Annotated in this window: 11 protein-coding genes; 4 read left to right on the forward strand and 7 right to left on the reverse strand. The window is 65.4% G+C overall.

The genetic code is table 11. From position 1 onward, the window contains the following. Window positions 1-60: 60 nt before the first annotated feature. The gene (locus GQO94_RS06125; RefSeq protein WP_156840289.1) at window positions 61-1,596 is read right to left on the reverse strand and encodes an adenosine deaminase family protein; all 1,536 of its coding nucleotides are present in this window, start codon (window positions 1,594-1,596) and stop codon (window positions 61-63) included. Between the two features lie 302 nt (window positions 1,597-1,898). On the opposite strand from GQO94_RS06125, the gene GQO94_RS06130 reads away from it, so the two are divergent. The 4 genes from GQO94_RS06130 (at window position 1,899) to GQO94_RS06145 (ending at window position 4,503) form a co-directional block, all read left to right on the forward strand. Beyond that, the gene (locus tag GQO94_RS06130; protein ID WP_156840290.1) at window positions 1,899-2,834 is read left to right on the forward strand and encodes a LysR family transcriptional regulator; all 936 of its coding nucleotides are present in this window, start codon (window positions 1,899-1,901) and stop codon (window positions 2,832-2,834) included. A gap of 119 nt (window positions 2,835-2,953) precedes the next feature. Next, window positions 2,954-3,487 carry a phosphoribosyltransferase gene (locus tag GQO94_RS06135; RefSeq protein WP_156840291.1) on the forward strand — a complete coding sequence of 178 codons (534 nt, stop codon included), beginning with the start codon at window positions 2,954-2,956 and terminating at the stop codon, window positions 3,485-3,487. Window positions 3,488-3,530: 43 nt separating this feature from the next. Further along, window positions 3,531-4,109 carry an LOG family protein gene (locus GQO94_RS06140; RefSeq protein ID WP_156840292.1) on the forward strand — a complete coding sequence of 193 codons (579 nt, stop codon included), beginning with the start codon at window positions 3,531-3,533 and terminating at the stop codon, window positions 4,107-4,109. Between the two features lie 13 nt (window positions 4,110-4,122). Beyond that, complete coding sequence (locus GQO94_RS06145; RefSeq protein WP_156840293.1) at window positions 4,123-4,503, forward strand: VOC family protein; 381 nt, start codon at window positions 4,123-4,125, stop codon at window positions 4,501-4,503. Here GQO94_RS06145 and GQO94_RS06150 read toward each other — a convergent pair. Genes GQO94_RS06150 through xdhA form a run of 6 tightly spaced genes read right to left on the reverse strand, consistent with a single transcriptional unit; the run spans window position 4,487 to window position 12,568 of the window. After that, on the reverse strand, window positions 4,487-5,602 hold the full coding sequence (locus GQO94_RS06150) for a nucleoside hydrolase (RefSeq protein WP_156840294.1): 1,116 nt from the start codon (window positions 5,600-5,602) through the stop codon (window positions 4,487-4,489). The genes GQO94_RS06145 and GQO94_RS06150 overlap by 17 nt on opposite strands. Continuing rightward, window positions 5,602-6,618 (reverse strand): adenosine deaminase, encoded by a 1,017-nt coding sequence (locus GQO94_RS06155; protein ID WP_156840295.1) that lies wholly within the window; start codon window positions 6,616-6,618, stop codon window positions 5,602-5,604. Before GQO94_RS06155 ends, GQO94_RS06150 begins: the two co-directional genes overlap by 1 nt. After that, a complete protein-coding gene (gene guaD, locus GQO94_RS06160; RefSeq protein WP_156840296.1) occupies window positions 6,615-7,925 on the reverse strand; it encodes a guanine deaminase in 1,311 nt (436 codons plus the stop codon). The genes GQO94_RS06155 and guaD overlap by 4 nt, the downstream gene beginning before the upstream one ends. Then, a complete protein-coding gene (xdhC, locus tag GQO94_RS06165) occupies window positions 7,922-8,839 on the reverse strand; it encodes a xanthine dehydrogenase accessory protein XdhC (RefSeq protein ID WP_156840297.1) in 918 nt (305 codons plus the stop codon). Before xdhC ends, guaD begins: the two co-directional genes overlap by 4 nt. Continuing rightward, entirely contained in the window at window positions 8,836-11,148 is a 2,313-nt protein-coding gene (gene xdhB / locus GQO94_RS06170) for a xanthine dehydrogenase molybdopterin binding subunit (RefSeq protein ID WP_156840298.1), read from the reverse strand. The genes xdhC and xdhB overlap by 4 nt, the downstream gene beginning before the upstream one ends. Beyond that, window positions 11,141-12,568 (reverse strand): xanthine dehydrogenase small subunit, encoded by a 1,428-nt coding sequence (xdhA, locus tag GQO94_RS06175; protein WP_156840299.1) that lies wholly within the window; start codon window positions 12,566-12,568, stop codon window positions 11,141-11,143. The genes xdhB and xdhA overlap by 8 nt, the downstream gene beginning before the upstream one ends.

A 12,568-nucleotide genomic window follows, 5' to 3' on the forward strand; every position in this document is an offset into this window, starting at 1 on the left:
GTTCTCTCACTATTCGTCGCCGCTGTTCTCTTCTTGGCGCGGCTTCGCCTCAAGATGTCTCTAAGCCCCCTTTCCGACCGCTATTCCGACTAAGATTTGCTCGAAGCGCTTTAATTCGCTCTCGAGCGCGACTTGCAGTCGGGCTTTTTCGCTGCGCGCGACCAACGCGGTGCAAGCTGCGGTTTCGAGTGACTTCGCACAGTCGCCAACCGGCGTACCGACGCGACCGGAAATCCAAAGGCTTTCGCCGGGCACGAAGCCATATTCCAGTCCCGCGCGCGAAACCTGCTTCAGATCTTCATAGCCGAGCCCTTGTTCGCGCACGGCACGGACGTACTCTTGCGTCAGGTTGCTGCGCAAAACCCCCTGGTCATCGGTGGAGAGCGTGACCGGCACCCCATAGCGACGATAGAGATTGAGCGGGTGGTCGGGCCCGGACACGCCAAGGATGACGGCATTGCTGGTCAGATTGATCTCGACCGCGATCCCGTCGCGCGCCATTCGCTTCAGCGTTCCGGCAGCATCGTCCTCGTAAGCGATCGCGGTGCCATGGCCGATCCGTTCGGCCCCGGCATCGATCGCCTTCTTGATGTGATCGCGCATATCCGCCGGCGGCACCAGTCCGGGGGCGAGTTCCCCCGCGTGAAGCGTGAGCCGCACCTTCGGGTACACGCTGGCCAGATAGCCGATCATCGCCATGTGCAGATCGTAATCGCGCAGCGAAGGCGCCCAGTCTTCGGGCATTACGATGTTGATGCCGACATAGCGCGGATCGGCATCGGCAAGAGCGAAGGCGCCGATCAGAGACCGGAACACGTGCTCGGGCTCGTGGGCCCGCATCGCGCTGGCGAGATAGTGGGTCGCGACCCGGCAGGCGGGATCGGGCGTGTCCGTTGCGCAGCCCAAGCCCTCGCGAACCTCGGCCTCGTCTTGATCGAGTTCCGCTCTGGCCGCAGCGACCATCGGGCCGAGACGTGGCTGCTCGGCCTTGTAGAAGGCTGCCAGATCGCTCCGGTCGACTTGCCCTGCGCCGCTGGCTATGTAGCGGCTAAGCGCCAACGGGTTGTGCATCAATTCCAGATAGACGACGCGATCTGCCGCCGCGTCGCGCAGGGCGACCATCATCGTGGGCGCATAATGCCTCACGGCGACGGCAAAGAACCGATCGAACGATGAGAAGAACTGGGTGTGCCCGGATGCCTCGTCGGAATCGACGCCCTGCAACCATCCCCGCGCCGAAAGGCGGTCGATCAGGCGACCGTAGACGAAAGGCCGGTCGACGGCGATCGCGGCGACGGTTTGCTCCTTTGCACAAGGCGACGGTGCGAGATCGGAGGTTTGTGGGTCCACGCACATCCCGTCCGCGGCCGCCCATTCGAGGTAATTCTCGGCAAAAGGCGTGCCCGCCAAGTGGTTATGCAAATCCGCGCCCTTGGGCATCTGCTTGAGCGCCATGTACAACAGGAGCGGATCGTCCGAGATCCTCGCGAACGCGGTCGCGGCTTCGGATGGCTGGGAAACGTCTTTCGCGATCGTGAGATTCGGCAAGGTTGCCAGCGACAACAGCGCGCCGAGCAGGAAGCGACGCACGTTCACCAAGGCGAAGGATCCATCCGATAACTCGCGGAAGCCGGATTACTGGCGGAGACGCCGAGAGCACGCGCAGCATGGCTCGTTCGATCGGCAAGGGCGTGCAACGCCCAGTTGGATAACGTCCGTATCATACCCCACCAACCCGCATGATCATGCAGGATAGGCCGGCAGACGGTCCGGGAGAGAAGCGGAAACGGTTACCAGGCCGACCCTGCAGATCGTGTAATCCGTGGTAAGACCTTGACATGCACCGCGCAAATGCAATGAATCCGACGCATCGTTGCAAAAAATAGAGCACTCGGTCCATGCCCGCGTTTTCGCGATTTCTTCGCTATTTTCTCGCCGTCGGACGCCTAGGTTCCATCCGCAAGGCGGCGGACGAGCTGAATGTTTCCGCTTCGGCCATCGACCGGCAGATCCTTAACGTCGAGGCCGAACTGGGCCTTCCGCTGTTCGAACGGTTGCCCACCGGCCTCAAGCTGACCGCGGCCGGCGAACTGATGATGGCGTCGGGTCATCAGTGGCAACAGGGCATGATCTCCCTGCGCTCGCGGATCGAGGACTTGCGCGGGCTGAAGCGCGGCCATGTCGAGATCGCGATCATCGACGCGCTCGCCAAGGGCTACATCCCCCGGACCATCCATGCGATCCAGCAGCGCTATCCCGGCATCACCGTCAGCGTGCGCGTGCTCGAAAACGACGATGTGCGCCGCGCCGTGACTCAAGGCGAAGTCGATTGCGGAATCTTCTTCGACCCCAGTTCGTATCGCGATCTGACAGTGCGCGCGTTCGTCGACGTGGTTCTGGGATTCTTCACGCCGACCGGCCACCCGCTCGGCGGTAGCGAGGAAGCCCGTTTTTCCGTGTGCGCCGGCCACCCCGTCGTCGCGCCTTGCGAGCCGCTGGCGGTCTATGAGCAAGTCGCGATCCTCGAAGGGGCGACGAATGTCTCGCTGTCCCGCGTGGCGAGTGCCGACAACATTCAGATGATCGTCTCGATGGTGCTCGAAGGCGCCGGGATAGGCATTCTGACCTCGCTCGACGTGCTGACCGAAGTCGAGAACGGTCTGGTCGACTTCACGCGCTTTTCCGACCAGCTGCTGCGTCCCATGACCCTGGCGCTGTGCACCGCGTCTTCGCGCACACCGTCGCACGCGGGCGCCATGGTGCTGGCCGAGCTCGAACAGGGGTTCGCGTCGCTCGGCTATGCGTCACGCCCCGCAAACTCCGACCCGGACTGATGCCCGGACTGCCCCCGGACTGACGCTCGCACGGGCTTTCCCATTCGCGAAATTGCCCCGCAAGCCCAAAGCCGCTAACCCCGCCCTTTCCGCCGTCCAGCAAACAGGATTCGCCCGCGATGAGTCAGACCGCCGAGCCGGAACTGTTCTATCTCGAATACTACGAGGATTTCCTCGCCAAAGTCCGCATTTTGTCGCGCAAGCTGCGCGAGGGGGACTGGATGCCCGAGGTTGTCATCGGGGTCGGACGCGGCGGCCTGGTTCCCGCCGTCTACATCTCGCACCAGCTCGAGCTGCCGATGCTATCGATCGACCACTCCTCGAAAATGCCCGGCTTTGCCGACGAGCTGCTGGCCAAAGTCGCGGCGATGAGCGCGCAAGGGCGCCGGCTGCTGTTCGTCGATGACATCAACGACAGCGGCGGCACGATCCAGTACATCCGCGACCGGCTCGACGAAGGCGGCTGCAGCCAGGATAACTTGCGCTTCGCCGTCGTGATCAACAATCACAGTTCGAAAGTCGAAGTCGACCTCTGGGCGGACATGATCGACCGCGCCGAAGACAAGCGCTGGTTCGTCTTCCCGTGGGAGGCCGTCGGCACCAAGGACGCGATCGTCGAGGAAGCGCTTTCGGTCCCCGAACGCCTGTCCTGAAATTCGCGAGGCTTGTGACCTCGCCCCAAACGAAAGAACACCCATGCGCATCTGCGTTTATCTCGGCTCCTCTCCGGGGCGGAGTCCGCTCTATCGCGAAGCGGCCCACCAGTTCGGCACCTTGCTCGCAGAGCGCGGCATCGGCCTGGTCTACGGTGGCGGCACCGTGGGACTGATGGGCGTGATTGCCGATGCCGCCTGCGCGGCGGGCGGTGAAGTGATCGGCGTCATCCCCGAGGCAATCCGGGCGCGCGAGCACGATCATCAGGGGATCACCGAGCTGCACATCGTCAAGTCGATGCACGAGCGCAAGGCGATGATGGCCGACTTGTCCGACGGGTTCGTCACTCTGCCCGGCGGCATCGGCACTTTCGAGGAAATGTTCGAAGCCTGGTGCTGGTCGCAGCTGGGCTATCACGCCAAGCCGGTCGGCCTGCTCAATGTCGGCGACCTCTACGATGGCCTGATCCAGTTCGTCGACACGATCGTCACCGAAGGTTTCCTGCAAGACCGCCACCGCGCCATGCTGCTGATCGAAAAGGACCCCGAGGTCCTGCTCCAGCGCATCATCGACTTCGTTCCGCCCCCGACCGAACACTGGCTCCACGAAGGCGAGCGCTGACCGGCAGGTACCGATGCGGCTCGCGCTGACCACGCTGGTCGTACCCGACTATGACCAGGCGATCGCCTTCTACGTCGGCATTCTCGGCTTCGAACTGCGCGAGGATACACGGCTGACGGACGAGAAGCGCTGGGTGGTGGTCGCACCGCGCCAGAGCGAGGGCGCCTTGCTTCTGGCACGCGCGGCGAACGAAGCTCAGCGCGCGGCGATCGGCCATCAGACAGGCGGCCGTGTCGCCTTCTTCCTCGAGACCGACGATTTTGCACGAGACCATGCGACGTGGCGCGATCGGGGCGTCCGTTTCGTGCGCGAACCTGTGCGCGAGGCCTATGGCACCGTCGCGGTCTTCACCGATCCCTGGGGCAACTTGTGGGACCTTATCGAGCCGGCGTAAGCCGCTCCTTGGCTTCGCGCATCGTACGCACCATCAGCGCCTCGAGCCGCGCCGGATCGATCGCGAGGACGACGTTGGCCTTCTGCTCGCCAAGCCCGGGCTGGTAGTGTTCGTGCCAGCTCAGGGTGTCGCCGTAGGACGGGCCGAACATCGTATTGTAGTCGATGTAGACCGCGTCCGCCTTCGTCACCATTGCCGGATCGAGGACATAGCCCGCCGCGATTTCGTCCCACATCGGAAAGCCCGGTTCGAGCCCGGCGATGAACTGGGCCGCATCGGGCGCGGCGACGGCGGCCATGCGATCGAGCAGGGCCTTGCTGCGCTGGGTGCTGGTCGAGGGATCGGCCGGGATCACCGTCAGCTTGCGCCAGGGACTGCGCGATATGATGCTCGCGGCCTCGGGATCGAAGCGCGCGTTGAATTCGCGCCGCGGCGAGTTGACGAATTCGCGCGCGAACTGCGCGGCCGAGACATCGCTCAGCACTTGCTGCGGATTGAGGCTGCCCCCCATGTAGACCAATTCGCCGACCAGCGAGGCGAACTCGGGATCGAGCCGCTGCGCCAGGGCCAGATTGGTAAGCGGTCCGCAGGCCACGATGGTGATTTCACCGGGGTGTTCGTGAACCAATCTTATCAGGAAGTTAGCAGCGATTTCCGATGTCGCTTCGAGCTTCGGATTGCCATTCGGCAAAGTGATGTCGGCCTCGGCGGAAAGGTATGGCGGTGCGCTTTGCACGGTCGGCTCGACCCATTCGCGCATCCAGGCGCCTTTCCAGGTCAGCTTGCCGTAAAGCGCTTCCCAGCGTTCGGTGAGGGCTTCGGAATTGAGCAAGGGATAAGTCGCGCCCTTGGCTACGGGCACATCCTCGCGATGCGCGATTTCCAGCCCCCGCAGCACCATCGCCGTCGCATGCTTGGCCCAGGCGTTGCCCGAAACGGTCGTTATTCCAATGACATCCACATCCTTGCTGCCAAGCAGCATCAGATGCATCAAGGCAAAACCCTCGTCGTCGATCACCACTTTGCGCGGGGCGCTCCAAGCGGGCGCCGCGATCACTGCGAGGATCAGCCCCAGCAGCAGTGCCCGCACGCGCCGCATCAGCAATGCGCAGCCGCGTAGGCGTCCAGCCGTTCGACATAGGACGCGATCATGTCGGGCGGCAGAAACGCGCCGGTAAAACTGTTCCGCGCCAGCGTGACGAGATCGGCTTTGGACAGGCCGCGTGCTTCGGTGACCGCCTTGAAGTTGTCCCCCACGTAGCCACCGAAGTAGGCTGGATCGTCGGAATTGAGCGTGGCCTTAAGACCATGGGTCAGCATCGCGTCGGTCGGATGATCCTTGAGGTCATCGACGACGCACAGCTTGAGGTTGGAAAGCGGGCAGACGGTCAGCGTCATGCCGAGATCGGCCAGCCTTCGCGTCAGCTCCGGGTCTTCCAGCGAGCGATTGCCGTGATCGATCCGGTCAGTTTTGAGCTGGTCTAGCGCCTGATAGACGTAATCGGGCGGCCCTTCCTCGCCCGCGTGCGCGGTGATCTTCAGGCCCTTGGCACGCGCCGCCGCGAAGACTTGCGCGAACTTGACCGGCGGGTGGCCGACCTCGGAGGAATCGAGGCCGACCGCGGTGATCCGGTCGATCCAGGGTTCGGCCATGGCCAGGGTCTCGAAGGCCGCCTCTTCGCTCAAGTGGCGCAGGAAGCACAGGATCAGCCGGCTGGTGATGCCATGCGTCGCTTCGGCTTCCGCCATCGCCGACAGCAGCCCTTCGATCACTTCCTCGAAGGCGATGCCGCGATCGGTGTGCGTCTGCGGATCGAACATGAGTTCGGCATGGACGACCCCGTCCGCCGCCGCGCGCTTGAAATAGGCCGCGGCGAGATCGTGAAAGTCGGCGCGGGTCTGCAGCACCCCGGCACCGGCGTAGTAGATGTCGAGGAAGTCCTGCAGGTTCGAAAACTCGTAGGCGGCGCGCACTTCCTCGACCGAGGCATAAGGAATGTCGATCCCGTTGCGCTCGGCCAGCGCGAACATCAGCTCGGGCTCGAGGCTGCCTTCGATGTGAAGGTGCAGTTCGGCCTTGGGCAGGCCGGTGATGAATTGGTCGAGTTCGGTCATGGTCTTCTCGGTTCGGGAGGAAGCGGCGGACGCCGCCAGGCGCAGTCGCCTTCGATATAGGTGGCCGCGATCGCGCGGTCGTCCCCCAGGATCTGGAGCGCAAAGAGGCGATCGGCAAGGGTCGCCCCCCGCGTGCGGCGAGCCAGCAAGGGCGTGGCAGTGCAATCGAGCACAGTAAAGTCCGCCTCCTGCCCGGGCTCCAGCGCGCCGACCCGGTCGGCGATGTGCAGCAATGCGGCGCTGCCGGCAGTGGCGAGGTAGAGCGCGCGAAACGGGTCGAGCCGGTCCTCGCGGGCGATAGCGGCCTCATAGGCGAGGCCTGCGGTGCGCAGCATTGAAAAGGTCGTGCCCGCGCCGATATCGGTGCCAAGGCCCAGCCGCAGGCCATGCCGGTCGGCCTGCCCGAAATCGAAGTGGCCCGACCCGAGAAACAGGTTCGAACTGGGGCACACGGCGATACCCGCCCCGGTTTTGGATAGCCGCGCGCAGGAGCGTTCGGTTAGATGCACGCCGTGCGCGAAGACCGAGCGCGAGCCGACCAGCCCGAAGCGATCGTAAGCGTCGAGGTAATCGGCCGCATCCGGGAAACGCGCGGCAACCGCCGCGATCTCGTGTTGGTTCTCGGCGAGATGCGTGTGCATCAGCACTTCGGGATGTTCGGCCAGCAGCGCACCCGCGTCCGCCAGCTGGGCATCGGTCGAGGCGAGCGCGAAGCGCGGCGTAATCGCGTAACCCAGGCGACCCTTGCCCTGCCAGCGGCGGATCAGCGCTTCACTTTCCGCACGTCCGCTGGCGACGGTATCGCGCAAGCCCTCGGGCCCCATGTCCATCAGCACTTTGCCCGAAACGAGGCGCATTCGCCGCGCCAGCGCCTGCTCGAACAGGCCATCGACGGATTGCTCGTGGACAGTCGGATAGACCAGCGCGCTGGTCGTGCCATTGCGCAGCAGTTCGTCGAGGAAGAAGCCCGCGACGTCGCTGGCGTGGGCCTTGTCGACGAACGCTTTTTCGGCCGGAAAGATGTGCCGTTCGAGCCAGTCGAGCAGTTGCTCGCCATGCGCGGCAATGCGCTCGGTCTGCGGATAATGGATGTGCGCGTCGACGAAGCCGGGCACGATCAGTCCTGCGATCGCTTCGATCTCCACATCGGCGAAGCGCTGGGCGAGGTCCGCGAAGGCGCCCCGCTCCAGCACGATGCCATCCTCGATCACTAGCAGTCCGTCGGGCTCGTGACGGATCGCATCGGGTCGATCGCGCGGATCGGCGCTCACCGAGAGGATTTCGGCTCGATAGGCGCGTTTCGTCATTGCCCCCTCAACTGCAGCAGCTGCGCCAGCACACCGATGGCGATCACATCAGGCTCCTTGCCGTGGACGCCCGGTATGCCAATCGGCGCCGTGAGACGCGCGAGCCCGGCTTCGTCGATCCCATCCGCGGTAAGTCGCGAACGGAACCGCGCGAGCTTGGTCGCGGAGCCGATCAGCCCGACGAACGCGACCGGATCGCGCGACAGGGCGGCGAGCGTCAGGTGATAGTCGAGCGGGTGATCGTGCGTGAGAATCACGATCGCCGCATCCTCTGGCGCATCGGCGAGACAATCGGCCACCGTCTCCTCCGGCGTCACGGTGACACCGTCGATGTCGGCCATCTCGGGGCGCGTATCGAACCAGGCGAGTTGCAGCGGCAGCCCGGTCGCGTGCCGCGCGATCGCTTGCCCGACGTGGCCGGCACCGAAAAGATAGATCGGGCGCGGCCGCTCGCCTACGGGCTCGACCATGCGAAAGCCCGCCTCGGGCCGTTCCCCCCGCGCCGACTGCCGCGTCACGGTTTCGCGCTCGAACACGGCGCGAGCCACCCCGGCCGTTTCGAACGTGGTCGCGAGCATGCGCCCGGGTTCGGCATCGTGCAGCCAATCGAGCGCCTCGGGGTCCAGCCGCTCGATCAGCAACCGCACGCGCCCGCCACAGCATTGTCCAAGCAAGGGGCCCAGCGGATAGTCCTGCACCCGCCAGGTGCCGGGCGGATGCTCCAGCATCGCGCGCGCTTGGTCGATGGCGCGAAACTCCAGCTGGCCGCCGCCGATCGTGCCTTGCTCGCCTTGCGCCATGACGAGCATGCGCGTTCCCGCGCCGCGCGGCGCGGAGCCCTCCGTGGCCATGACCGAAACCATCGCCGCCGGTTCGTCGCCAAGCCGGCGCAGCCAGCCGATCCACTGGCTCACGACGATCTATGTCCGGCGATGGCGGCGAGGATTTTCTCCGGCGTCGCCGGAGCTTCGAGCGGCGGATAGGCCCGGCTGTCGGGTTGGATCGCGGCGATGGCTCGGCCGATGGCCGAAAACACCGAGATCGCCAGCATGAACGGCGGCTCGCCCACCGCCTTCGAACGATTGATGGTCGGCTGCACGTTCTCGCCGTCCCACAAGTCGATGGTGAGGCGTTTGGGCCGATCCGAAGCGGTGGGGATCTTGTAAGTCGCGGGCGAATGCGTGAGCAGCCGGCCCTTGTCGTCCCAGACCAGTTCCTCGGTGGTCAGCCAGCCTTGCCCTTGCACAAAGCCCCCCTCGATCTGGCCGCGATCGATCGCGGGATTGAGCGAGCGGCCGACGTCGTGGAGGATGTCGACCGCCAGCACCTTGTGCTCGCCGGTCAGCGTATCGACGACCACTTCGGACACCGCCGCGCCATAAGCGAAGTAGTAGAACGGCCGCCCCTTGTGGGCGACACGGTCATAGGCGATGTCCGGCGTGGCGTAATAGCCGGTCGCGGACAGCGAGATCTGGCCGATGTGCGCCCGCCTCGCCGCTTCGCCCAGCGTCAGCATTTCGCTGCCGACATGGACGCCGTCGGGCGTGAACAGGATCTCGCCGGCATCGCAGCTGAACTCTTCGGCAAGAAACTGCACCAGTCGCTCGCGGATCGTCATCGCGGCGCGGTGCGCCGCCATCCCGTTGAGGTCCGCGCCCGAACTGGCCGCGGTGGCCGAGGTGTTGGGCACTTTGTCGGTGCGCGTCGCCGTGATCCGCACTTGCGACAAGGGCACCGCGAACACGTCCGCCACCACTTGCGCGACCTTGACGTAGACCCCCTGCCCCATCTCGGTCCCGCCGTGATTGAGCTGGATCGAGCCATCGGCGTACAGGTGCACCAGCGCCCCGGCCTGATTGAGGTGGGTGGAAGTAAAGCTTATCCCGAACTTCACCGGCGTCAGCGCGATGCCACGCTTGAGCACGGGACTCGTTTCGTTGAACTGCGCGATCTTGCGCGCACGTTCGTCGTATCGTGCCGTCTCTCGCAGCCGCGCGATCATATCCGGCGCGATGTTGTCAGTGACCTGCATCTCGTAGGGGGTTACGTCGCGCCCTTCGTCGCCGTAGAGATTGGCTATGCGCACCTCGATCGGATCCCGGCCCAGGCTGGCGGCGATGTCGTCGATGATCCGCTCGATCGCGAGCATGCCCTGCGGGCCGCCGAAGCCGCGAAAGGCGGTGGCCGAGACGGTGTTCGTCTTCAGCCGCTCCGAGACAATCACGACATCGGGCAGATAGTAGCAGTTGTCCGCATGGAACATCGCGCGGTCGTTGATTGCGGGCGACAGATCGACGCTCGCGCCACAGCGCGACGCAAGCGCGAGGTCGAGACCGACGATCCGCCCTTCCTCGTCGAAGCCGACATCGTAGCCGATCTCGAATTCATGGCGCTTGCCGGTCAGCACCATGTCGTCGTCGCGGTCGCAGCGGAACTTGGCGGGGCGCCCGGTCTTGGCGGCGACGAGTGCGCAGGCGGCGGCGAACAGCGCGGCCTGCGTTTCCTTGCCGCCGAACGCGCCGCCCATCCGCCGCACTTCGATCGTGACGTCCGCCGAGACCAGCCCGAGCATGTGCGCAACCAGGTGCTGCACTTCGCTCGGATGCTGGGTCGAACTGACGAGATGGATTTGCCCATCCTCGAGCGGAGTCGCGATCGAGACCTGGCCTTCGAGATAGAAATGATCCTGCCCGCCCATCGCGACGCGGCCTTCGAGGCGATGCGGGGCGTCGGCCAGCGCGCTGGCGGCGTCGCCGCGCACCATGCGCTGCACCGGCTCGATCTCCGATCCTGCTTCTCGGGCTTGATCGAGCGAGAGCAGCGGCGTGATCGGTTCATATTCGATGCGGCCGAGCCTCGCGGCGCGGCGGGCCGCGTCCCGGCTCGTCGCCGCGACGAGGAACACCGCCTGCCCGTGATAGATCACTTCGCCATCCGCAAGCAGCGGATCGTCGTGCGCCATCGGGCTGACGTCGTTGACGCCTGGGATGTCTGCGGCGGTATAGACCGCGACCACGCCGTCGAAGGCACGCACCTCGGCGAGATCCATGTCGACGATCCGCGCGCGCGCCTCGGTGCTCAGCCCGAAGGCGAGGTGAAGGAGATCGCGCGGTTCGGGCAAGTCGTCGGCATAGCGCGCCTCGCCGCTGACGTGCAGGGCGGCGCTGTCATGCGGCTTCGCGGGCTTTTCGAGGACATTCCAGCCGGGATCGCGCTCAGCCATGGATCGCCTCGCAATCGAGCACGCTGATCGCCGTCCCCTGCTGTGCCAGCCACATGCGCCGCAGAACGTTGCTTGCCGCTTCGAGCCGGTAGGCGCGAGAGCCGCGAACGTCGGTGAGCGGGTCGAAATCCTCGGACAGCGCCTGCGCCGCCGCTTCGAACGTCTCGGCCGAGAAGGGCGCCCCGCTGAGCGCGGCCTCGCAGTGGGTCGCGCGCTTGGGTGTAGCGGCCATCCCGCCGAACGCGATGCGCGCGGTCGTGATCGTGCCGTCGCGAACGGCCAGTGCAATGGCGCCGCACACGGCCGAAATATCGCTGTCCAACCGGCGCGAGAGCTTGGACATGTGGATCGCCGCATCCGGGCCGGGCCGGGGTACGAAGATGCTCTCGACGAATTCGCCGGGGTGCCGGTCCTGCTTGCCGTAATCGAGGAAGAAGTCCTCCAACGGCATCGACCGCGCTCCTTCCTGCGAGCGCAACGTCAGCGTCGCGCCGAGCGCGATCAGTGCGGGTGGGCCGTCGCCGATCGGCGAGCCATTGGCGATATTGCCACCGACCGTGGCGGCGCTGCGGATTTGCAGAGCGGCGAAGCGGCGCACGAGTTCGCCGAGATCAGGATGAAGCCGCGCCATCGCCTCGTGCGCCTCCGCCCAGCGCACGCCGGCGCCGATGGTGAGGCCTTCATCGGTCTCGGACAATTCGCGCAGTTCGGCGACGTCTGACAGAAAAATCACGGTCTCCAGCTGTCGCAGCGCCTTCGTCACCCACAAGCCGACATCGGTTGCGCCTGCGACCAGGCGCGCGTCGGGATGATCGGCGAGCAACTGCACCAGGGCTTCGACCGTGCGCGGCGCGAACCACTGGCGGCCTTGCCAGGTGCCCGACGCCGGTTCCTTCGCGAGCGCTGCCAGAGCCTGTGCCGAAGGCAGCGTCTCGTCGGGAAGGGTCGGCACTTGCTCGGCGGCATCGAGGATCGGGCCGTAGCCGGTGCAACGACACAGGTTTCCGGCAATCACGTCGGCGGCAGGCAAAGCGCTCCCCAGCGCGCCGATCGCGCGGCCCTGCAACGACATCACGAAGCCCGGCGTGCAGAACCCGCATTGCGAACTGCCGTTATCGGCCATCGTCTGCTGCAGCGGGTTGAGCTCGCCGTCGCGCTTCAGGCTCTCGACCGTCAGCAGCGCTTTGCCGTGGAGCATCGGCAGGAACAGGATGCACGCATTGAGCGCGCGCCAGGCAACGCCGCCCGTTCCGTCTGCCTCTCCCATCAGCACCGTGCACGCGCCGCAGTCGCCTTCCGCACAGCCTTCCTTGGTGCCGGTGCGGCGCAGCGTATAGCGCACGTAATCGAGCACGGTCGCGGTCGGATCGACGTGGTCGATCGTGATCGTCTCGCCATCGAGAAGGAAGGAGATCGCCAT

The organism is Novosphingobium aquimarinum (genome assembly GCF_009746585.1).
GTDB classification, from domain to species: domain Bacteria; phylum Pseudomonadota; class Alphaproteobacteria; order Sphingomonadales; family Sphingomonadaceae; genus Novosphingobium; species Novosphingobium aquimarinum.